Here is a 22,825-nt window from a genome sequence, read left to right as displayed (position 1 = left end):
TTTAAATTAATCATTAAGCTGCTATTCATTAATTTGATGGCAATACTCTTGTATTATCTCATTCGAAATACAGAATTGTGGTTTACCATAACAGGGGTAAGTATTATTTTGTTAGTTAGCATTGTATCCCTGTATTTCTACATTAACGAAATTAGGGATGACATTAAACGCTTCATTTTAGCCGTTAAAACGCGTGATCATACTTTAAACTTTAAGAATAAGGCAACAAAGGGAAGCTTTCCAGAATTATACGAGTCCTTCAACGAAATTATTCAAGTTCATAAAGATATTCAACTCGAGCAAGATGCCATATTCCAGCTTATTAAGACGATATTACAACAAGTTCCAGTCGGGGTTATTGTTGTCAAAAAAGAAAATAACCGAAACTCGGAAATATCCTTCTTTAATGAGGCGGCCACAAATCTATTAAACGTTCCCGCTTATCGCTATTGGCACCGTTTCGAACAGCATCTGCCTATCTTTGCCGGAGAAATAAGTAAAATCAACGGAGGTGGTAAACGCTTCTTAGAAATTAAATTGCAAGAAAAATTCATTCAGTTGTCTATAGAGGTTATCCCAATTAATTTATATGGCATAGATCATCTAATTATTTCTTTCCAAAATATTAAAGATGAAATTGAACAGAAAGAAACCGAGGCATGGAACCGGTTAATCGGGGTAATTTCTCACGAAATATTGAATTCCATTACGCCCATTAGCTCCCTTTCTGATACAGTAAATCAGATGATAGCCAATAAAACAACTTTAAACAGCGAAGATCTGGATGATTTAAAACCTGCCTTGCAGACCATTAAGAGGCGATCTGAAGGATTACTGGACTTCGTAAAAGACTACCGTTTAATTGCAGAATTACCTACTCCAAACACGGAACAATACAGCGTTGGAGAGGTTTTACAGCACATCAAAGTACTGATGCAACCCATGGTATCTGCTAAACACATTCAATTCCAAGTGTTGCAAACTGCCTCGAAAATCACGCTGCAATTAGATTTTAAATTAATTGAGCAGGCAATCATCAACCTGATTACCAACAGCATTTATGCCTTGGAAGATACCGAAAAACCTATTATTCAAGTTACGTACCGCCTAATACATAACAAGGTTTATATCGATGTCGTAGACAATGGTAAAGGAATCGATAAGGAAGACATCGAACGAATCTTTGTCCCTTTTTACACCACCCGGAAAAACGGTTCAGGTATCGGCTTAACCATTACCCGAAATATTATGAAAATGCATCAGGGCAGTTTAGAAGTAAATTCTGCACCAAACAGCCTTACTACCTTTTCACTAGTCTTTAATTATTCGTAAGATCTTTATACAGCGAGTATATTTATCGCTTCGATATTTCCTTGCTGAGCAGCAATTTCAGCAACTGTCAATCCCCTAGCATCACAAATATCCGTTTTGGCACCGTGTAATAATAACAACTTCAGGAGCTCATTTCTTCCAAACATGGCAGCAAACATCAAAGCAGTACCTCCATTTCCATGCTGCTTATTTAGGTCTGCTCCATTTTCAATCAACAATTCAGCGATGTCTGCATAGCCTTTAAAAGCTACCCCCATTAAAGCGGTGTTACCACCCAAATCACTCGCATTCACGTCGGCACCATGTTCAATCAATAATTTTGCCGCCTCGAACTGGTTGTTGTAACAAGCAATGATTAGGGGGGTATAGCCTTTCTCATCTTGTACATTGAGGTTAGCATCACCCTTAATGAGTTCGGCCAATACTTGGATATTCCCACTACGGGAAGCGTGGATTAAAAGTTCTGATTCTAGCTGCATTTTGTCTTTTAAAGAATAAACACAAAAGCTGATGAATAAGTTTTATGCTTCCATTAACTCGATCCAAACCGGACAATGGTCACTTGTTTTTTCCCATCCTCTTACGTGCCGATCAACTGCACCCCTCTTTAATCGCTTCGCTAAAGCTGGGTTCAATAGAAAATGATCTATGCGCAGTCCAGCATCTCTACCGTAAGCATTTCGAAAATAATCATAGAAAGTATAGATCTTCTCCTCAGGGTAGAGCGTTCTAATAGCATCCGTCCAGCCTTGGTCTACCACCCGTTTAAAAGCCGCACGAGTCTCCGGTCTGAATAACGCATCCTCCACCCAACGTTCAGGCTTATAAACATCTAATTCTGTAGGCATGACATTATAATCGCCAACCAATACTACGGGTAAATTCATTTCAACTAATTGCTTTGCATGTAAGGTAAACCTTTCAAACCAGTCCAATTTATAATCAAACTTAGGTCCAGGTGCCGGGTTTCCATTCGGAAGATATAAGCATCCTATCACCATTCCATTAATAGATGCCTCGATGTATCTACTCGGACTATCATCATCATCACCAGGCAACCCTCTTCTAAGCTCCTGAATTTCCATTCCCCTGGCCAGAATCGCTACGCCGTTCCAACTCTTCTGTCCATGCCAAATTGCCTCATATCCAGCGTCATTGATGGCTTGCAAGGGGAATTTATCTTGAGGAGCTTTTAATTCCTGCAAGCAAACAACATCCGGCTTGGTTTCCTCGAGCCAACGTAATAACACAGGCAATCTACCATTAACTCCATTTACATTGTAAGTCGCTATTTTCATGATCAATTTAGGGAAATTTAGTTCGTGAATCTCCAATAAAAAACTTAAAATTCCAAACAATAAGCCCTTTTTGGTGTTAAAACAACGGTTAATCATTTGAAAGTACTTTAATGAATAAAATTTGGATATCCCATTCAAAAAGTGTTCCTTATTGGCTCACCATTAGTTAAAAGCATGAAAACAATTATAATATCGAACAGACTTCCCGTAAAAATTATTGAAGAAAACAACGAATACAAATACATCCCAAGTGAGGGAGGATTAGCCACCGGACTTGGCGACATCTATAAAAATGGCAACTCGATTTGGATTGGATGGCCAGGATTGGAAATTCCAGAAGACAGGCAGTTAGAAGTTGCCAACAAACTTGCAGAGCTACACCTCTATCCAGTATTTTTAACCCAGGAAGAGATAAATTTATTTTATGAAGGATTTTCGAACGAAGTCCTATGGCCTGTATTCCATTATGTGGTTACCTACGCAAAATATGAGCAGTCTTACTGGGATAGTTATAAAGCCGTAAATGAAAAATTTGCCAATAACACAATAAAGTTTATTGAGCAAGGTGATCAAATCTGGGTCCAGGATTATCAACTGTTGTTAGTACCACATTTGATTAGGGCCTATAAACAAGATGCAATAATTGGCTTTTTTCAACACATACCTTTTCCTTCTTATGAAATATTCAGGTTAATACCTTGGCGAAACGAATTGCTAACAGGTTTAACCGGAGCTGACTTAATAGGTTTTCATACCTATGATGATGTACGCCATTTTCTTCATACTACAGCACGTCTACTTCCTATCACCGCTTCGGCAAATATTTTGACCTGTAACGAAAGGCAAATTGTGGTCGAAGCCTTTCCAATGGGAATAGATTTCGATAAATTTAGCTCTCTCCCTAAACAGCCTGCTGTATTTAAAGAGATAGAAAGACTAAACAATGTTCCAGATAAAGCAACCCATGTTTTATCCATTGATCGTTTAGATTATAGTAAGGGGATACTGGAACGTCTACAAGCCTACTCACTATTACTGGAAAATAATCCCGAATACGTAGGGAAAATTGTGTGGACAATGGTCGTTGTTCCGTCAAGGGATACGGTACCCCAATACAGGGACTTAAAAGAGCAAATTGATAGGACTGTAGGCGATATAAATTCACGACATAGAACTGCGACTTGGAATCCGATAAACTATTTTTATCGCTCCTTTCCGATTGAAGAATTGTCTATCTTTTACGCTACAGCTGATATATGCTTAGTAACCCCCATGCGAGATGGAATGAATTTGGTTAGTAAAGAATATGTTGCCAGCAGAAACAATGATGATGGTGTGCTAATTTTGAGTGAAATGGCAGGTTCATCGAAAGAGCTTACCGATGCATTGATTGTAAACCCAAACAACTTAGGAGATATTATGAATGCCATAGAGCATGCGATGCAAATGCCTCAGGAAGAACAGCGGGAACGAATGATAGCCATGAGAGCTGTAGTTAAAAAATTTAGTGTTAAGCGATGGGTAGACAACTTCATGTTAAAGTTAGCAGAGGTAAAACAACTCCAGGATTCTTTAAAAACAAAACATGCTACTAATGAGGTCAATAATCTTATTATTGACCATTATAAAGCAGCCCAGAGCCGAATATTTTTTCTAGATTATGATGGAACTTTGGTGGGATTTAAAAAGAATATTGAAAATGCTTCACCGGATCCGGAGCTTTATGAACTAATCGATAAATTAAATGAGTCGCCACTAAATAAAGTAGTCATTGTAAGTGGCCGACGTCATGAAACTTTAGAAAAATGGTTCGGACACCTTAAAATTGATCTTATCGGCGAACATGGTGCGTGGCAAAAAACCAGCGATGAAAACTGGAGCTCTCTTCCTCTTCTTACCAATCAATGGAAGCAAGAGATTAAGACACTACTTGAAACCTATATTGACCGAACGCCAGGATCTTTCATTGAAGAGAAGAGTTATTCTATTGTATGGCACTACAGAAAAGTAGAAGAAGGACTGGGCGAGTTAAGAGCAAATGAAATTGTTAGTCATTTAACTATTCTAACTGCCGATAGGGGTCTTCAGATAATGCATGGAAACAAAGTTATCGAATTTAAAAACATGGAAGTTAACAAAGGTAAAGCCGTTTTAAATTGGCTACATGATAAAAACCCCGACTTTATTATGGCTTTAGGGGATGACCATACCGATGAAGATATCTTTAAGGCAATGCCCCCAGAAGCGTTTACCATAAAAGTGGGAAATAACCCTTCTGAGGCTCGTTATTATTTAACGGATTATAAAGAGGTAAGGAAATTATTAAGCTCACTTGTTTAGTGGGTTAAAGGAATATAGGCCTATCCAATTTAACGGCAATTCTATAAGCTGCATTCATTAAACCTACGTGACTGTATGCTTGTGGAAAATTGCCCCATTGACTGCCATTTTTAGCGTCAACATCCTCGCTGAACAACAATAAATGGTTGCAATATTTGATAATATTCTCAAACTCTTTAATCGCATCGTCCAATCTCCCCACACATGCTAAGGCCTCTACATACCAAAAGGCACAAATTAAAAATGTGGTTTTGGGCTTACCAAAGTCATCTTCGTGTAAGTAGCGATAAAATAATCCATCTTCGGTTCTAAGATCTTCCTCCAGTGCAGCCAAATGATCTTTGGCCTTTTGGGAGGATGGATCTAAGTAATTCATCATAATCAATTGCAAGGTGCTTGCATCCAGATGTTTACTTCCGACAGCGTTTGCATACACTTTTCGTACCGGATCATAACATGCCTCGATATTTGCGGCAGCCTTATCTATTAAAATCTTCGCACGTTCCTCAAAACCGACATCGTTTATTGTGCGCGCCATTTTTAAGGCTGCATTGGCGCCTGCCCATTGAAATAGATTACTATAACAATGCGTATTGGCAATGTTTCTGAATTCCCAAATACCGGCATCCTTCTCGTCAATTGTGCTCTCAATTTTCGATAAAACATGATCCAGCCATTTTAAAGAGTCACTTCTTTCAGAAAACACAAACCGATGATCGGTGTAGAGCGGAAGCATAGCAATTAACACCTGTCCATAAATGTCGTTTTGGATATGTTCGGCTGCTTGATTACCAATTCTAATAGGCCGCTCATGGTTATAACCCGATAGATGGTCTAACGTATATTCGGTAATCTGGCGTTCTCCGGTGATACTATAAAGTGGCTGATAACGCTCGTCTTCGGCAAGTGAAATATCGGATAGATAAGCAAAATACTTCTCCATTTCTTCGAAATGGCCAATATGGTTCAAGGAGGTGAGTACATAAAACGAATCCCGTAGCCAACAATACCGATAATCCCAATTCCTTGTACTTCCTGGCGATTCTGGCAAGCTTGTGGTACTTGCGGCAATTATGGCTCCTGTATCTTCATATTGATGGATCTTTAAAACCAAAGCAGACCGGATTACAAAGGGCTGATGAAAAATAGCTATGGATGAATGCTTTATCCACAACCGCCAGTAATTTGTTGTTTCCTTTAAAAATTTATCAGCAGTACTATTTATGGGGGCTTCTAAATTAAACCCAAAGGTTAAAATAAGGTATTTCGTTTCATTCAGTACAAAAGCTTTATCCTCCAATATATAGTTTAAAGATACATTAGTACTAAGCTGGATATTTTCTTCACCGCCTTTAAAATCGATATGATTACTTCCCCGTGTAGCTTTTGTTTTTTTCAGCCCGTAATCACTTACCGGGTCACACTTAATTTTTATACGGGGGGTTCCAGCTAAAGCCTCAATTTTCCTAATAAGCATTAAGGGCTTATAATATCTTTCGTATAACCTAAATCGTGGGGCAAAATCGGTTACCCTATATTTCCCCTCCTCCGTAGTAATTTCGGTTCTTAAAACATTGGTATTTTCTATATAGTACTGATGAGAAGTGAATTCCCCAACAGGAAGGATAGAAAATTCGCCCCCCTTCTTTTTATCCAGTAAACTACCGAAGACAAACGGACTGTCGAACTTAGGCCAACATAGCCATGATATATCTGTATTTACATTAACATGTGCTATGAATGCACAATTTCCAATTATTCCTGTTTGATAAAGGTGTTTATTCTCCATATTCCATTATAACAAATAAAATCCGTAAAATGTTATGGGGAATATCAATTTACTGTTAGCCTATATGTGTGCCTCCGGGAATATCAACTCCTTTCTTAATCACTATAATCCCATCTTTAACTGCATAGAGTTCAAAATCGCCGTCTGGTAAATGATCACCCCCATTAATTCTTACATCATTTCCAATTTTACAATTTTTATCAATAATTGCATTATTGATAAAGCACCTGTCGCCAATACCCATTAAAGATCTTCCTAATTTAGTTTCAGACTCAATCTCTTCAAGAGTTTGATAATAATCACATCCCATAATATAGGCATTTGTAATGACCGTATCTTTGCCAATTCTACATCTAATGCCTAAAATTGTATGCTCAATCCTGCTCGCTTGCACAATACAACCTTCCGGAATAACAGTTCTTTCTAATGTGGTACCCGATATTTTCGAAGGAGGAAGCATTCTTGCACGGGTAAATATCGTATGAGCACTATCAAACATATTAAATTTCGGCAATTCATCAGTTAAACCTAGATTGGCCTCAAAAAATGACGATATATTACCGATATCAGTCCAATATCCTTCGTATTGATAGCTGAGAACTTTATTAGATTTTATCGCTCTTGGTAGAATTTCTTTACCAAAATCTTTTTCTTCGATATTTTCATTTAAGATATTCATCAAAAACTGGCGATTGAAAATATAAATACCCATCGATGCCAAGAAAACTTTTCCCTCACGTCCCATCTCTTCCCCAGTATCCGAAACCCATTCTTCTAAACCAACTTTCGGCTTTTCGGTAAATGAAGTAATCATGTGATCTTTATTCGCTTTTAAAATTCCAAAGTCTGTGGCGTCTTTTGCAGTAACCGGAATGGTAGCGATAGAGATATCTGCATCCTTTTCAATATGGGCTTTGAGCATCTCCCTGAAGTCCATTTGATACAATTGATCGCCTGATAAAATGAGTATATATTCAAACTCATGGTTCATAATATGATGCATACATTGCCTCACCGCATCAGCGGTACCCTGAAACCAAGTCGGATTTTCAGGCGTTTGCTCAGCAGCTAAAATATCAACAAAGGCTTTAGAAAAATGACTAAAGTGATACGTGTTTTTAATGTGTTTGTTTAAGGAAGCAGAATTAAACTGGGTTAAAACAAACATTCTATGAATACCTGAATTGATACAATTTGAGATCGGAATATCAACTAAACGATATTTACCCCCTATTGGTACCGCAGGTTTAGAACGTGTTTGGGTTAAGGGAGACAATCTGGAGCCCTGACCACCGCCAAGGATTACACCTAATACTTTATCTGTCATACTTTTTATTGCTTTACATGCTGTATAAATCTATATATTGTTGTGCCGCTCTATCCCAAGAGTGGTCTAAGTTCATGATAAACTTACGAATTTCCTTAAGCTTTTTCTGGTCTAAATAAAGTTCATATGCCCGTCCAATTGCATGTCCCACATCCCACACGTTAGTCTGATCATGACAAATTCCAAAACCTCCATCGCCAATGTCAATTACGGTGTCTTTTAACCCTCCTATGCGTCTCACAATTGGAATAGTGCCATAACGCAAAGCATACATTTGATTTAGACCGCAGGGTTCAACTCTAGAAGGCATTAATAAGAAGTCTGCCCCAGCATATATTTGGTGTGACAAGGCTTCATTATAACCGATATACGCATTATAAAAGCCCGGAAACTGATGGGTTAGCTCATTTAAACGATCTTCCACATGCGGGTCGCCAGAGCCCAGCACCAAAATATTAAGTTCCCCGTCGCTTTGTTGCAGGGCATTGTAAAAAATATCGGGTAGTAGATCTGCGCCTTTTTCTCCCACCAGCCTGCCTATAAATGTATATAATGGTTTCGTTTTATCTAAATTAAAAACATCACACAGGGCTTCTTTGTTTGCTTTTTTTCCGCTTTCTACCGTTTTATTGGTAAAACCTTTTTTAAGCATGGGATCTGATTTTGGATTCCAAACATCATTGTCTATACCATTTAAAATACCGGCCGACTTCCCTTTCTCCTGAAATAACAAACCCTCTAAGCCATTGGCTTGATAGCTGATTTCCTCCAGATAGCTCGGTGAAACCGTAGTCACCCGCCAAGCACATTTAATAGCCGATGCTAATGGGTTGATCGCATTTCCCCAATCTAATTTATTTGAATTCCGTAAGTCATAAGGCGGAAGATAATACAATTTGTCCCAGCCAAACTGACCTTGATATTGAGCATTATGAATGGTTAAAACTGTCGGAATATAATTCAAATGGCGGTACTGATGACAATTGCCGATCATAAATGGTATTAGTCCCGTATGATGATCATGACAGTGGATCACATTCGGTTTGTGTTCCCATTGGGCAATCCAATCTAAGGCAGCTATTTGAAATGCTAGAAAGCGTTCTGTATCATCATCATATCCATATACTTTTTCGCGGTCTAGCAACCCAGCAATATGCACCAGGAATAGATCAAAACCTAACTTATTTGTTCTTTCCCTGAAAATGCGAGCCTGTAAATTATGGTTTCCTAATCTAACCCATCCATCGTAAACAACTTCAAACTCGTTCTCATACAAAAATTTATTGCTATAAGCTGGCATTACCACTTTGGCTACGTGGCCAAGCTTATTCTGATATTTTGGCAAAGCGCCAACAACATCCCCTAAGCCACCAACTTTTGCAACCGGATAACATTCTGCGCTAAAGTGTATAATTTCCATATTTTGAAGCTTGAAAAAACTTCAGTCAAAATAGGCAATAGATTAAGCAATACCAATAAATAGGAAAAATAATTTCAATAAAAAATTAGTATTTGAATTAAAAGGGCGTGGATTTAAAGATGTCAGTCAGCTACACTTTAAGTAGACTTCAAGTAGTGATCAAGTAGTCATCAAGTAGGTATCAAGTAGGCTTTAGCACTACATCAAACTTACGTGATACCTACTTGATGCCTACTTCATCCATAAAGATTACTCTTCTTGAGCCAATATGGCGTAAAAATCTTTAATTGCATTAAATTGAGGATGTAGCGATACGACCTGCCCAAACACCAATAACGCTGGAGATTGAATGTGTTTTTCTATAATTAATTCCTCGATCGTTTCAACAATGCCAACTACTACATGCTCGTTTGCCGACGAACCATTCTCAATCACTGCTACCGGTAGATTTTCTTTGCCTTCTGCCTTAAAAATTGAAGCTATTTCCTTGATTTTCTCAATGCCCATTAATACAACTATGGTGGCATTTGATTTTGCTGCAACGTATAAATCCGGGGATACTTCTCCTTTAGCATTGGTTCCGGTAACTACCCAAAAGCTCTCACTAAGTGCACTATAAACCATTGGTATTTTCTGTAAACCAGGAACTCCTAAAGCACTCGAAATACCGGGTATGATCTCTGTGGGGATACTATAAGATTCGGCTACGTCTATTTCTTCATAGCCACGGGCAAATACAAAAGGATCGCCACTTTTTAAGCGAACCACATGACCATAGTTTAATGCATAATCAATCATCAGTTTATTAACCAACTCTTGCGAAAATGATTCATCTCCGGACCTTTTACCTACATAAACTTTAATTGCCTGCTTAGGCGCATGATTTAACAATGCTTCGTTTACCAAAGCGTCATACAAAACAACATCAGCAGTTTGTAAGGCCTTCACTCCTTTTAAAGTTAACAAATCTGGGTCGCCAGGACCAGCGCCTACTAGGCTTATCTTAGGTTCTACAGTAGCATTCTTTATTCTTTCTATAATCATCACGGTCGGTAAATTGGTTCAACAATACAAATGTATATAATATCTACCTTATTAGTAGTATTTATTTTAAAATAAAATTATGAACTATTATGTTCCTTGTGAGGAAGTGCGAACGAGTGTCCGTCATTGCGAGGTACGAAGCAATCTCTCACGATCAGATTGCTTCGTACCTCGCAATGACGGGTTAATCTCGCAATGACAGGTTAGCCTCGCAATGACGGGTTAATCTAGCAATGACAGCTTCCTACTCCACTGATGCCCTGAACATGAGCGCACCCACGGTAAGATTGGTTCTGCTATCAATTAAAATTGCTGAACCATTTGCCCTATTATCGCCGTATATATCGAAAGCCAGAGGTTCTGCAGTTTTAACCACTACCCTCCCAATGTCATTTAATTTAAAATCTTCAGCTGCAGCTTTTTCTAGCGTATTGATATCAACTTTATATATGATCTCTGCGATTTTACATTTGCTAATCCTGCTGTTGTGTTGGATTAAGTAAGTTACGGAACTATCTAGTGATCTGGCATCCATCCAACATAAATCTGCCTCAATGAGTTGAGATTCGAGAGGCTTGGCAACCGTATTTACCAAGGTGTCTCCTCTACTGATATCAATATTATCATTCAAATGTATCACAACGGATTGCCCCGCTGAAGCTTCTGTAAATTCCCTTTCGAAGAAGTCTATTTTTTTGATGGAAGAGCTGACGTTAGACGGGAGTACCGTAACTTGATCGTTCACCTTAAATGTTCCACTTAAAATTCTGCCTGCATAACCCCTATAGTCATGAAGCTGTGCTGTTTGCGGCCTAATTATCCATTGAACCGGCATTCTCGCTGAAGCAGATTTATCCAGCACCTCAACTTCCACTTGTTCCAGAAAATGGAGCAGACTTTCTCCTTCATACCAGCGCATAGCTGCTGACGACTGCACGATATTATCTCCTTTCAAAGCACTTACAGGTATATAGGTTACATTTTTTAAACCTAAGTTCTGCGCCAGTGCTTTGTATTTCTCGATGATAGCATTAAATACAGTTTCACTATAATTAACCATATCCATCTTATTGATGCAAACTACAATATGTTTTATCTCTAGTAAGGAAACAAGGTAGGAATGGCGGATAGTCTGCTCAATCACTCCGTTCCTGGCATCAATTAAAATGATCGCTAAATTCGAAGTCGACGCTCCTGTTACCATGTTTCTGGTATATTGAATGTGACCTGGCGTATCGGCTATAATAAATTTTCGTTTCTCGGTTTGAAAGTATTTATAGGCCACATCAATCGTTATACCTTGCTCCCTTTCGGCTCTTAGTCCGTCGGTTAAGATCGCTAAATCAATTGTTCCGTCATCATTCTTGCGATTAGCGTGCTTTAGCGCCTCTAACTGATCTGCTAAAATCGAATCTGTATCGTAAAGCAGGCGCCCTATTAACGTGCTTTTGCCATCGTCTACACTACCTGCGGTGAAAAATTTCAGTATATTCATATTGTTTTGTTCTTTTAATTAAAAGTATCCCCCTTTTTTTCTATCCTCCATAGCTGCTTCCGACACCTTATCATCCATCCGCGCTCCGCGTTCCGAAATCTTTGAAGCACTAATTTCCGATATGATATCATCAATCTGATCTGCTTCGGATTCAACTGCTGCCGTGCAAGACATATCGCCCACGGTACGGAACCGTACTTTTCTATTCACTACCACATCCTCATGGTCCATATTTAAGAAAGGGGACGCAGCCATTAGCTGACCATTTCTGGTAATACAATCCCGTTGATGGGCAAAATATATGCTTGGCAATGCAATTTTCTCCCTACGGATGTAATTCCAAACATCCAGCTCAGTCCAATTGCTAATAGGAAATATGCGAACATTCTCTCCTTTATGGATTTTACCGTTGTAAATATTCCATAACTCTGGCCGCTGCCGCTTTGGATCCCATTGCCCAAATTCATCACGGACTGAGAAAATACGTTCCTTGGCCCGCGCTTTTTCTTCATCTCTACGCGCACCGCCAATGCAGGCGTCAAATCCATGTGCCTGGATAGTATCCAAAAGGGTTACCGTTTGAAGCGCATTTCTACTGGCATTTTTACCGGTCTGCTCAATTACCTTTCCTTCATCTATTGATTGTTGCACAGAGCCTATAATTAACCTTTCTCCAATCCGTTGTACCATTTCGTCGCGGTATTGAATAGTTTCTTCGAAGTTATGACCGGTGTCAATATGCACTAATGGAAAAGGGAATTTCCCCGGACGAAAAGCCTTTTCTGCCAATCGAACTAAAGTAATTGAGTCCTTTCCGCCCGAAAATAATAAGGCTGGCTTCTCAAATTGCCCAGCAACTTCTCTTAATATGTGAATCGATTCTGATTCTAGTTCGTCTAAATAATCCATGTTTTTATGCTATTTCTTATAATTTGTTTCACTTTGTCATGCTCAGTATTCGTAATCGTCATTGCCAAGCTCCTGTCATTGCGAGGTACGAAGCAATCTCACGAACAGATTGCTTCGTACCTCGCAATGACGGGCGTAACCTCGCCACGATGATCTTTCAACCCGCATGTAGTCCGCATTCTTTCTTCGAGAGGTCTTCCCACCACCACCTACCCGCTCTAAAATCCTCTCCCGGTTGTACTGCCCTTGTACAGGGTGCGCAACCTATACTCGGGAAGCCTTTATCATGCAGCGTGTTATAAACAATGTTATTTTTCTTGATATAATCCCTTACTTCTTGCAAACTCCAATCGAAGATGGGATGAAACTTAATCAGCCTGTTCCCTTCGTCCCATTCTATGTTCTCCATATCATCTCTATTGGCACTTTGTTCGGCTCTAATACCTGTAATCCACATTTCATTATTGGCCAATGCGCGTTTTAAAGGCTCTATCTTACGGATATAACAACACTCCTTTCTATTTTCAACCGATTCATAAAAACTGTTTGGTCCCTTGGCATTTACCATTTGCTGCACCGCCTCTGTTTGCGGATAATAGGCATGGATCGGTTGTTGATAAACTTCTAAAGTTCTATTCCATACATAATAGGTTTCCGGAAATAGTCTTCCCGTTTCCAATGTGAAAACCTTGATGGGAATATGATGGCTAAATATTAAATGTGTAACCACCTGATCTTCCCATCCAAAACTGGTAGAGAACACGATTTTTCCCTTAAATTTTTCAGCCAGATGCTGTAGTTGGTGTACAACACCCAAACCTTTGAGTTCTTCTTTTAATTGAGTCAGTTCCATCTCCTATATTAATTTTAAAATGAAATTGATTATGCTTCTTAAACTAACAGTCATTACAATAATGCCTACCGCTACCATAATCGTTTTAGCAGAAATTTTATTGGAAACCCTTGCAGCAATGGGAGAAGCCAATGCACTCCCGATAACCAGACCTAAAACTGCTTCCCAGTATCTCCCACCCAACATGGTAAAAAAGGTTAGTGAACTTAACGTGGCAATAAAAAAGCGACTGATCTTTACCGTTCCTAAAGAGAACAAAGGATGACGACCTCCTGCGATTAAACTTGACAGCACGATCGAACCCCATCCACCTCCGAAAGCGGCATCAATAAAACCACCGAAAAAGCCTAGTACACCTATTTTTTTAATCTTCTGTGTTTCTCTCTTTCTTTTTATACTGAAAGCTTTCATCAAAATAATACCTCCAAGAACCAGTGTATAAATCGCTACGACAGGTTTAGTGTATTGACTAAAATTTTCGAGAGACGATAGTAAATAAGCTCCAATAATCGCCCCTGTAACTGCTGGAATAATTAAGACCTTAAATAATTTCCAGTTCACATTGCCCATTCTAAAATGCATCCAACCTGCTATGCCATTACTCAATACTTCGGAGATATGAATAGCCATACTAGCAGATGCGGGAGGGAGACCCATTGCTAAAGAAAAAGAGACTGTGGTAACTCCATACGACATACCAATGGCACCATCAATCATAGCGAATGTAAATCCAGCGCCCAAAAACCAATAAAACAATGGGTCCATGTTAATCAGAAACGTTTGAAATTCAGGCTCTGTATTCCATAAAGTAAATCCTACTACTCCAATAAAAGACAGGATTACTAGCCAAATCAGCCATTTAATATTTGTTTCCAAAAAGCTTTTTTTAGGACTAATAAGTCGTTCAGTAACCTTGTTTAACTGCTTTACTTTAGCAGCAAAATCGCCCGTTAATTGTTGCCTTAAAGAACTCATTTGCTGCAAAGTGGCATCCAACTCCTCTGGCAAACTTTCGGTAAGTAAGTGTTTTAATCTTTTTGCAATCGTTGGCGATTTCCCATTGGTGGAAATAGCAATTTTGAGATCGCCTTTTTTCACAACAGAGCCTAAATAGAAATCGCATAGCTCGGGTTTATCGGCAACATTGATCAGAAGTCCTCGTTGATGGGCATCTACCTTAATTTCTTCGTTCAGTATATGGTTATTCGTTGCTACAAATACGATATCGACCTCATTTAAGTCACTGGATTCATACCTCTTCTCTGCGATTTTAAGTTTAGGATAGGTTTGTTTAAAGTTGCTAATTGCTGGTATAATAGCGCTAGCAACAAGTGTGATATTTGCTTGTTCGCTATTTTTTAAGATAGCGGTTAATTTTTCAAGCGCAACGGGGCCACCACCAATTACCAAAGTACGCAACTGGTTCAGTTTAATAAAAACCGGAAACAGCTGATTTCCCATTTCTGACTCGGGAAACTGTACCTCTTCTTTCGGCCTAGGCGATATTAACATATGGTTTAATTAATTTAGTAAACGATGGATGAAGAGAAACCACTTCGCCAAAAATCAACAAGGCTGGAGCCGCTATTTTTGCGTCAGCTACCTTGCTTAAAATACTATCCACTTTACCAATTACTAATTTCTCCTCAGCTGATGAGCCATTTTGCACTACGGCTACTGGCAAATTGTTTTTACCCGCGACACTAAAAATGTCGACAATCTGCGGCAACTTTTTTAAGCCCATTAGGATGATAACGGTTGCGTTAGAATTGGCGGCTTGGTAAATATCTTCCGATACAGCACCTGATGAAGTTGTTCCCGTAATTACCCAAAAGCTCTCACTCATACCGCGATGTGTAACTGGAATTTGCTGCAAACCCGGTACACCAATAGCACTCGAAATACCTGGAATAACTGTTACAGCAATATTATACGATGTTGCAAAGTCTAACTCTTCATACCCCCTGCCAAAAACAAAAGGGTCACCACCTTTTAGGCGAACAACATGTCCGTAATTTAAAGCATAGTCTACCATCAGCTTATTGATAGCGTCTTGCTCAAACGAGTGCTCGCCGGAGCGCTTCCCTACATAAACTTTAATGGCATGTTTAGGGGCATAATTCAATAAAGCTTCGTCAGTTAACGCGTCATAAAGTACCACATCTGCACGCTGCAAAGCGAGTACACCTTTTAGGGTAATCAATTCCGGATCACCAGGACCAGCTCCTAATAGTGTTATTTTCGGTTCTATGTGTTGTTTATCTCTCTCCATGGTTAAGCAATTGCACGTATTTCATTAATCTGTTTTAAAAAACCTTTCGCCTCATTTAAGTACTGTGCCGCAAAGTCTAGGGTTGGCTCATTTTTATTAATTTGAAGAACTAGCTCGCTGAAAGGTGTTGTTAAATTTATTTCTCCACTTTCGACAAAGTGATTGTCAAACTCTCTAATCACGCCAACTTGCGTGCTGCTGTTAATGCCTTTATCGAGCAATAGTGATTTGGCTGCGCTGATAAATGTACTGTAGCTATGGTAAATCGAATCTGCATACGCCTGTCGTTCAAGCGCTTGTTTAGCCCATCCAAACTTTTCTTCGGCTTCAAGTAGTAAAGTTGCCACTAAATCTATCACCACCCCGGCACATTCGCCCACACCTATGGCAGTTTCGAAAGTTTCCTCATGTCCCCAGTCTACAAATTCATTGCTTTGTAAGGATGTGAGATCTGCTATCGGCTTTAACAGTTGATAGAAATAATCTTTCCCTTGTCGGTCGTAATAGCTATGAAAATTCTCTTCTGCAGGGCTATTCGCTTTAAAATCATTTAAAATGAGATGCAATACTTGCGGTGCTCTTTTAGAAGGCACTTTAATTACCCTTTCTGCCACACGGCCTCCGCCATCACCTACTGTTCCACCGCCCAGCATCACTTGCACCGCGGGTACCACTTTGCCATTTGCTTTAACAGAGCTACCATGAAAGCCAATTTCTGCCAAACCATGTTGTCCGCAAGAATTCATACATCCACTGATCTTGATCTTAATGTTCTTCTCGTAAATGAATTCTGGGAAATCTTCATAAATCACTTCTTCCAATACTTCGGCTAAGGTCATACTGTTAGAGATCCCTAAATTACAAGTATCGGTACCTGGGCACGTAGTAATATCTGCCAGACTATCGAAACCTGCGTGTGCTAAGTCTATATCTAGCAAAGCTTTATAAAGTGGTTGTAATGCATTTTTAGACACATATTTAAGCAATAGGCCTTGGTTTTGCGTTACCCTAATTTCGTCGGCCACATAAGGCGTGATAGCACGTACAAATGCTCTTGCCTGGTCTGTTTTGATGTCGCCAACTTTAATTTTTACATATACTGCGTAAAATCCATTTTGCTTTTGCGGCACCACATTGGTGGCTAGCCAATGCTGATAATGATTTTCATTGGCAATTGTTACGGGCGGATAATCTTGTGTAAATGGAAAATATGGAAGCGGAACACTGTTTATATCTATTGGGAAGGTTTTGACTTTATTCGCAATTCTTTCTTCTGCAACCAGTCTTAACACCTCGGCCAGACCTAACTTCTGTACCAGATATTTGAGGCGCGCTTTATTTCTATTGGTACGTTCGCCGTAGCGATCAAACACCCTTAATACCGACTCAGTAAAAGGGATTAATTCATCTTCCGGCAAAAACTCATTAATAGCACTTGCTAAAAAGGGCTGTGCTCCTAGTCCACCAGCAAACAACACCTTAAACCCCCGCTCCCCTTTTTCGTTAATTTTGGGAATAAATCCTAAATCGTGGATATAACTAAAGGCAGTATCTTTATCACTAGAAGAAAACGAGATTTTGATCTTACGCCCCATTTCTTGGCAAATTGGATTGCGCAGGAAGTAAGCAAAAACTGCTTGTGCATAGGGCGATACATCAAATGGTTCATCAGGATCTATTCCGGCATTAGGCGATGAAGTCACATTTCGAACGGTATTACCACAAGCCTCTCTGATGGTCACCTCGTCTTGTTCTAGCTTTTGCCAAAGCTCGGGTGTGCGATCTAAGCTCACATAGTGAATTTGAATATCTTGACGTGTTGTGAGGTGCAAATTACCACTTGCATACTCATCGGCGATATCAGCAATACGTAGTAATTGTTTAAAGGTTACTTTACCAAAAGGTAATTTAATACGGATCATTTGTACGCCTGGTTGGCGCTGACCGTATATGCCTCTCGCTAAACGCAAGCTTCTAAACTTCTCGTCATGAATTTTACCAGAACGAAAATCGTTGATCTTTCTTTCTAGATCGATAATATCTTGTTGGACGATTGGGTTTTCTAATTCTGTTCTAAAACTATTCATACTTAATTAAGATTTGTTAGGGTACACTACCAAATATCATTTGTTTTCTAGCCCGGATAAAGCGACAAACCAAATAATAATTGGACAAATATATATAAAGTATATAGATTTAGTAGTCTATTAAAGGAGAAAAGTTATAACTTTTTTAAAATACTGCTTCTACACTACTGAAATTGGGGTTTTCTCTTTATTGATAATGTCAGCAACACTGGTTTCACCAAGCACTTTTAAGGAAGCATCACGCACTTCGATAAACGCTTTACGAATTCCGCAGGTAACTTCATCATGGCATTCTTCGCACTTGTGATAAAATTTAATGCTGGCACATGGCACCATCGCTATCGGTCCATCGGTAATACGAAGGATATCAACTAAAAAAATATCCTTGGGGTCTTTGTTAAGGCTATAGCCCCCTCCTGCTCCTTTTTTGCTATATAAGTAGCCAGCGTTACGAAGGTCCAATAAAATCTGCTCAAGAAATTTCTTAGGAATACGTTCATCTTCAGCTATGCGGGCTATTTGCATAGGCGGCTGATCCATATTTTTACCAAGCATTACGAGTGCTTTAATGGCGTATTTTGTCTTTTTTGATAGCATTAGTACAAAGTTAATAAAATTTGCCAGTTTATTTTAATTAAGCTAAATGTGCAAAAATACCGCTCATATAAGCATCCGCTTCCGTGCCTGCACAAAATTATTTATCTTTCCCAACTTAAACCCCAATGAACCAATTAAAACGCAAATGAAATCAGTCAATTTCTTTTATGCTACGGTATTGCTTATGTCCGCTTTAGCGGTTAACGCCAATGACGGAACCAAGCCCAAGCTATGGTACAATCAACCCGCGAAAAAGTGGGAAACCGAAGCGCTGCCGATAGGAAATGGTAGATTAGGGGCCATGCTATTTGGTGATATCAATACCGAACATATTCAATTTAATGAACAGAGTCTTTGGTCGGGCGATAATAATTGGGATGGCGCATACACCACCGGAGATCACGGTTTCGGCTCGTATCGCAATTTTGGAGATATTACCATCAACTTTGATAAAATTGGCCAAGTTAATTCCTACAGTCGTTCTTTAGCCATCACAACCGGAATCCATAACACTACCTTTACTGCTAATGGAATTACTGTAAAACGAGATGCTTTTGCTAGCCACCCAGACCAAGTACTTGTTTTTAAATACACGGCTAATAAAAAGGCAGCCTTTTCTGGAAAAATCTCTTTAGCATCGGCACAGGGCGCCATCAGCACTGCTCAAAATAATGAACTGAGTTTTGCTGGCATCCTACCCAATCAATTAAAATATGCTGCAAGCCTGCGCTTGTTACAGAGGGGCGGCACAGTTCGCACAGAAGGGAATAGTTTAGTATTTGAGAATTGCAATACCTTAACGATTTACGTAAATGCCCGTACTAATTACAAGCCAGACTATGTGTTAAATTGGCGTGGTGCAGATCCAATGCCCCTTATCCAACAAGAACAGACAGCAGCGCAAAAATTAAGCTATCAAAAATTGATAAAGCGTCATATTGCTGATATTACTAGACTTACTAAAGCTGCAACCATCAACATTGGCACGAGTGCCGACAGTATATTGGCACTAGCTACCGATATACGATTAAAAAAATACATTGCCGGTGCTGCAGATCCCGATTTGGAAGAAACGTTATTTCAGTATGGGCGTTATTTACTGGTAAGCTCTTCACGTAAAGGCGGATTACCGGCTAACCTTCAAGGACTATGGAACGACAGCAATACCCCAGCTTGGGCGAGCGATTATCATAGCAACATTAACATCCAGATGAACTATTGGGGTGCGGAAACTACAGGTCTAACCGAATGCCATGTACCATTAATAGATTTTATAGTTGCTGCTGAAGAACCAAGTCGCATGGCTACCCGAAAAGCCTTTGGGGAAAGAACCCGGGGCTGGACTGCCAGAACCAGTCAAAGTATATTCGGCGGGCATGGTTGGGAATGGAATATCCCCGCGAGTGCATGGTATGCTCAGCATGTATTTGAGCATTGGGCCTTTACTATGGATAAAGCTTACTTAGCAAAAACAGCATATCCTATTTTGAAAGAAATTTGTCAGTATTGGGAAGATCGTTTAAAGCAAACTTCCGGCGGGACCTTGGTGGTCCCTATGGGCTGGTCGCCCGAGCATGGACCAAGAGAAGACGGGGTAATGCACGACCAGCAATTGGTATGGGATTTATTTCAAAACTACCTGGATGCAGCGAAAGTCTTAGGAATTGATGTCGATTATCAAGCAACAGTAGCCAACATGCAACAGCATTTAGCGCCTAATAAAATTGGAAGTTGGGGTCAGCTACAAGAGTGGCAAACCGATCGAGATAGGCCAGATGATCAACACAGGCATACTTCTCATTTATTTGGTGTTTATCCCGGCAGGCAGATCACCCTTAGCCAAACCCCCGCATTGGCCCACGCTGCTATTATCTCATTGCGCAGCCGAAGCGGGAATTATGGCGTAAACAGGGATAAACCCTTCACTGTTGCATCAACGGTAGGCGATAGTCGCCGTTCTTGGTCGTGGCCGTGGCGCGGTGCTTTGTGGGCTCGATTGGGTGAAGGAGAAAAAGCAGCGATAATGATTCGCGGATTACTCACCTATAATACTTCCCCTAATCTTTTAACTACCCATCCTCCCTTCCAAATAGATGGTAACTTGGGAATTATAGGTGCTGTTCCCGAAATGCTGATGCAGAGCCATGCTGGTGAAATTCATTTATTACCCGCAATTCCAAAAGCGTGGGGAATAAGGGGATCGTTCACTGGCTTAAAAGCACGCGGCGGTTTCACAGTTAGTTGCACCTGGCAAAACGGCAAAGTAATTTCCTATAAAATCAGTTCCGTAGTATCACAAAAAGTTAAGGTTCGTGCAAATAACGAGTTGAGGGAGATAATCTCTACAAGAATATGAAATGCTGCTGGGAGGTAGTTTTCTAAAACAACGTCACCCCGACATTCCAGCCCCACCAACCCTGGTTATTTCCACTAAACTTGTGGTGTTTTGCTGGAACAATATTTTGTTTATAGCCTTTTGCACTTGAGCCTGTGGGAGCGTCACTGTTATAATAAGCATAAGATGGTCCGCCGAATACAGCAAAACCTTTAAATAGCTTGATTTCTAAATTAGCTTGAAAACGCATTAATATGTTCGCATAATCCCAATTACCCAAATGCAAATACTGGGTAATCATTTCTGTTTCGATTGCTAACCGATTACCTAATAAGAAATCATGACCAAAACCAATTCCAATGGTTTCTATGTTTGCTGTATCGGAAAAATTTTTACCAGCAATTAAAAGCGTATACAATTTGGCATTGCCGGTTTTAAGCGCAACATTGGCATTTACTAAATCATTGCTAAAGAAACTTAGTTTTTTATACCCATTTTTGGAGAGGTTAAGCAAGCCAATTGACGTACCAGAGCTGCTATCCGCCAAATTAATTAGGCCAATCTGCAGTCCTTCATGCTTTTTGGCATAATTAAACACTCCGGCAATCTGTGTACCCGTAAACTTGCTTGTGGTCATATTTCCAATACCCGCAATCTGTACTCCTTTTACGTCTTTACGCACAAGGTTTCCTATCCCACCAATTTGCACTCCATTTAAATTCCCACTTACTGAATTTGCAATACCTGCAGCCTGAAAACCTCCTACGTTTTGTCTATCGTAATTAATTAAACCGGCGAACTGCGTTCCCTGAACATCACCACCTACCGCATTAAATAAACCTGCGGCTTGAAAAGAATTTACTTTACCTATAGTTAAATTAAATAACCCCGCTACCTCTACTCCATCAACACCTGCTGTATAGCCACCCAGCACATTCAGGGAAGCCTTATTGACCACCCGGCTACTCATCATGCCGTGCGAACTTAAACCAGGCAATAGCGAGGCTTGAAATGGCGTATTTGCAAAGAAGTTAGGAATGTTAAGATTTTGAATTCGTTGCTTAGAAGATAAAAGAAATTTACTAATTCCTAGATCTTCAATGGTATTCGAGAAAATAGTACCCCTCTCTTTATCGGGATCATTATATCCTTGCGGCTCAATTTTTATATCAGCAAGAAAAACCAAAGCAGTATCTCTATAGGTTTCTTTACTAGCAGTTAATATAACTTCTTTATGTTCTCCTTTAAACCGCAAGGTAAAATAGCCTTCATCATCCGTTAGCGTACTTTGCAATAGGCGTTTTTCGTAAACACTGGCTTGTTTTACTTTTTTCCCCGTTTTGGTATCAACAATGTAACCACTGATGAGATATAAATTTTCGGCAGTGGTAATATTTTCAGGCTCAATGGTTAAATGATTTACTGCATACCTTAGTATTACATATTCTTCGCTTTCCTTATAGGCAACCTTGCCAGCAAACATCCGGTCAAGCACATCTCGTACAGGCATACGCTGTACATTTAAATCGATTACACTATCTTGGTTAATTAATTTCCCGTTATAAGAAAAATAGAAGTTACCTGCTGTACTGATGTGCTGCAAAGCATCTCGAACACGTTGTTGCTTAATGTTGAAAGTAACCAATTTAGATAAATTGTTTCTATAGCCCTGTGCCCAAGCAAAATTAGAAAGCAATAGTAGGAAAAGAATAATTTTATGCTTCATT

Annotated in this window: 17 protein-coding genes; 3 read left to right on the top strand and 14 right to left on the bottom strand. The window is 39.6% G+C overall.

Annotation, left to right across the window (positions count from 1 at the left end):
* Positions 1-36 precede the first annotated feature (36 nt).
* On the top strand, positions 37-1,332 hold the full coding sequence (locus BM207_RS08005) for a sensor histidine kinase (protein ID WP_245768058.1): 1,296 nt from the start codon (positions 37-39) through the stop codon (positions 1,330-1,332).
* 5 nt (positions 1,333-1,337) lie between these two features.
* Here the strand turns inward: BM207_RS08005 and BM207_RS08000 are convergent, their stop codons facing one another.
* Both BM207_RS08000 and xth read right to left on the bottom strand, forming a co-directional pair.
* Positions 1,338-1,811 (bottom strand): ankyrin repeat domain-containing protein, encoded by a 474-nt coding sequence (locus BM207_RS08000; protein WP_090993059.1) that lies wholly within the window; start codon positions 1,809-1,811, stop codon positions 1,338-1,340.
* A gap of 42 nt (positions 1,812-1,853) precedes the next feature.
* A complete protein-coding gene (gene xth / locus BM207_RS07995; RefSeq protein WP_090993326.1) occupies positions 1,854-2,630 on the bottom strand; it encodes an exodeoxyribonuclease III in 777 nt (258 codons plus the stop codon).
* Between the two features lie 174 nt (positions 2,631-2,804).
* Here xth and BM207_RS07990 point away from each other — a divergent pair, with 174 nt between their 5' ends.
* Positions 2,805-4,970, top strand: coding sequence for a bifunctional alpha,alpha-trehalose-phosphate synthase (UDP-forming)/trehalose-phosphatase (locus BM207_RS07990; RefSeq protein WP_090993058.1), 2,166 nt, complete (start codon positions 2,805-2,807; stop codon positions 4,968-4,970).
* A gap of 4 nt (positions 4,971-4,974) precedes the next feature.
* Here BM207_RS07990 and BM207_RS07985 read toward each other — a convergent pair whose 3' ends face one another.
* The 11 genes from BM207_RS07985 to BM207_RS07935 form a co-directional block, all read right to left on the bottom strand.
* Positions 4,975-6,759 (bottom strand): glycoside hydrolase family 15 protein, encoded by a 1,785-nt coding sequence (locus tag BM207_RS07985; RefSeq protein WP_090993057.1) that lies wholly within the window; start codon positions 6,757-6,759, stop codon positions 4,975-4,977.
* Positions 6,760-6,814: 55 nt separating this feature from the next.
* Positions 6,815-8,086, bottom strand: coding sequence for a glucose-1-phosphate adenylyltransferase (locus tag BM207_RS07980; protein WP_090993056.1), 1,272 nt, complete (start codon positions 8,084-8,086; stop codon positions 6,815-6,817).
* Between the two features lie 13 nt (positions 8,087-8,099).
* Positions 8,100-9,506 carry a glycogen synthase gene (locus tag BM207_RS07975; RefSeq protein WP_090993055.1) on the bottom strand — a complete coding sequence of 469 codons (1,407 nt, stop codon included), beginning with the start codon at positions 9,504-9,506 and terminating at the stop codon, positions 8,100-8,102.
* Positions 9,507-9,755: 249 nt separating this feature from the next.
* Entirely contained in the window at positions 9,756-10,550 is a 795-nt protein-coding gene (gene cobA / locus BM207_RS07970) for a uroporphyrinogen-III C-methyltransferase (protein WP_090993054.1), read from the bottom strand.
* A gap of 244 nt (positions 10,551-10,794) precedes the next feature.
* Complete coding sequence (locus tag BM207_RS07965; protein WP_090993053.1) at positions 10,795-12,045, bottom strand: sulfate adenylyltransferase subunit 1; 1,251 nt, start codon at positions 12,043-12,045, stop codon at positions 10,795-10,797.
* 18 nt (positions 12,046-12,063) lie between these two features.
* The gene (cysD, locus tag BM207_RS07960; RefSeq protein WP_090993052.1) at positions 12,064-12,954 is read right to left on the bottom strand and encodes a sulfate adenylyltransferase subunit CysD; all 891 of its coding nucleotides are present in this window, start codon (positions 12,952-12,954) and stop codon (positions 12,064-12,066) included.
* Between the two features lie 157 nt (positions 12,955-13,111).
* Entirely contained in the window at positions 13,112-13,807 is a 696-nt protein-coding gene (locus tag BM207_RS07955; RefSeq protein ID WP_090993051.1) for a phosphoadenylyl-sulfate reductase, read from the bottom strand.
* A gap of 3 nt (positions 13,808-13,810) precedes the next feature.
* On the bottom strand, positions 13,811-15,319 hold the full coding sequence (locus BM207_RS07950; protein WP_090993050.1) for a TSUP family transporter: 1,509 nt from the start codon (positions 15,317-15,319) through the stop codon (positions 13,811-13,813).
* Entirely contained in the window at positions 15,303-16,079 is a 777-nt protein-coding gene (gene cobA, locus BM207_RS07945; protein WP_090993049.1) for a uroporphyrinogen-III C-methyltransferase, read from the bottom strand. Before cobA (BM207_RS07945) ends, BM207_RS07950 begins: the two co-directional genes overlap by 17 nt.
* A gap of 2 nt (positions 16,080-16,081) precedes the next feature.
* A complete protein-coding gene (locus BM207_RS07940; protein ID WP_090993048.1) occupies positions 16,082-18,166 on the bottom strand; it encodes a HEPN domain-containing protein in 2,085 nt (694 codons plus the stop codon).
* Between the two features lie 159 nt (positions 18,167-18,325).
* On the bottom strand, positions 18,326-18,763 hold the full coding sequence (locus tag BM207_RS07935; RefSeq protein ID WP_090993047.1) for an RrF2 family transcriptional regulator: 438 nt from the start codon (positions 18,761-18,763) through the stop codon (positions 18,326-18,328).
* A 145-nt stretch (positions 18,764-18,908) separates the two neighbouring features.
* Between BM207_RS07935 and BM207_RS07930 the strand changes: the two genes are divergently transcribed.
* Positions 18,909-21,119 (top strand): glycoside hydrolase family 95 protein, encoded by a 2,211-nt coding sequence (locus tag BM207_RS07930; protein WP_218155032.1) that lies wholly within the window; start codon positions 18,909-18,911, stop codon positions 21,117-21,119.
* A gap of 22 nt (positions 21,120-21,141) precedes the next feature.
* Here the strand turns inward: BM207_RS07930 and BM207_RS07925 are convergent, their stop codons facing one another.
* On the bottom strand, positions 21,142-22,824 hold the full coding sequence (locus BM207_RS07925; RefSeq protein WP_090993046.1) for an STN and carboxypeptidase regulatory-like domain-containing protein: 1,683 nt from the start codon (positions 22,822-22,824) through the stop codon (positions 21,142-21,144).
* Position 22,825 lies beyond the last annotated feature (1 nt).

This window comes from Pedobacter insulae, from assembly GCF_900113525.1.
GTDB lineage: Bacteria > Bacteroidota > Bacteroidia > Sphingobacteriales > Sphingobacteriaceae > Pedobacter > Pedobacter insulae.
Note: the sequence above shows the minus strand (reverse complement) of the source record. Positions and strands in the feature narration are given on the sequence as shown.

Coding starts and splice junctions, on each gene's coding strand:
- BM207_RS07975 (WP_090993055.1), bottom strand. CDS start 9,506: ATGGAAATTATACACTTTAGCGCAGAATGTTATCCGGTTGCAAAAGTT.
- cobA (WP_090993054.1), bottom strand. CDS start 10,550: ATGATTATAGAAAGAATAAAGAATGCTACTGTAGAACCTAAGATAAGC.
- BM207_RS07940 (WP_090993048.1), bottom strand. CDS start 18,166: ATGAATAGTTTTAGAACAGAATTAGAAAACCCAATCGTCCAACAAGAT.
- BM207_RS07925 (WP_090993046.1), bottom strand. CDS start 22,824: ATGAAGCATAAAATTATTCTTTTCCTACTATTGCTTTCTAATTTTGCT.
- BM207_RS07980 (WP_090993056.1), bottom strand. CDS start 8,086: ATGACAGATAAAGTATTAGGTGTAATCCTTGGCGGTGGTCAGGGCTCC.
- BM207_RS07950 (WP_090993050.1), bottom strand. CDS start 15,319: ATGTTAATATCGCCTAGGCCGAAAGAAGAGGTACAGTTTCCCGAGTCA.
- xth (WP_090993326.1), bottom strand. CDS start 2,630: ATGAAAATAGCGACTTACAATGTAAATGGAGTTAATGGTAGATTGCCT.
- cobA (WP_090993049.1), bottom strand. CDS start 16,079: ATGGAGAGAGATAAACAACACATAGAACCGAAAATAACACTATTAGGA.
- BM207_RS07985 (WP_090993057.1), bottom strand. CDS start 6,759: ATGGAGAATAAACACCTTTATCAAACAGGAATAATTGGAAATTGTGCA.
- BM207_RS08005 (WP_245768058.1), top strand. CDS start 37: ATGGCAATACTCTTGTATTATCTCATTCGAAATACAGAATTGTGGTTT.
- BM207_RS07965 (WP_090993053.1), bottom strand. CDS start 12,045: ATGAATATACTGAAATTTTTCACCGCAGGTAGTGTAGACGATGGCAAA.
- BM207_RS08000 (WP_090993059.1), bottom strand. CDS start 1,811: ATGCAGCTAGAATCAGAACTTTTAATCCACGCTTCCCGTAGTGGGAAT.
- BM207_RS07930 (WP_218155032.1), top strand. CDS start 18,909: ATGAAATCAGTCAATTTCTTTTATGCTACGGTATTGCTTATGTCCGCT.
- cysD (WP_090993052.1), bottom strand. CDS start 12,954: ATGGATTATTTAGACGAACTAGAATCAGAATCGATTCACATATTAAGA.
- BM207_RS07955 (WP_090993051.1), bottom strand. CDS start 13,807: ATGGAACTGACTCAATTAAAAGAAGAACTCAAAGGTTTGGGTGTTGTA.
- BM207_RS07935 (WP_090993047.1), bottom strand. CDS start 18,763: ATGCTATCAAAAAAGACAAAATACGCCATTAAAGCACTCGTAATGCTT.
- BM207_RS07990 (WP_090993058.1), top strand. CDS start 2,805: ATGAAAACAATTATAATATCGAACAGACTTCCCGTAAAAATTATTGAA.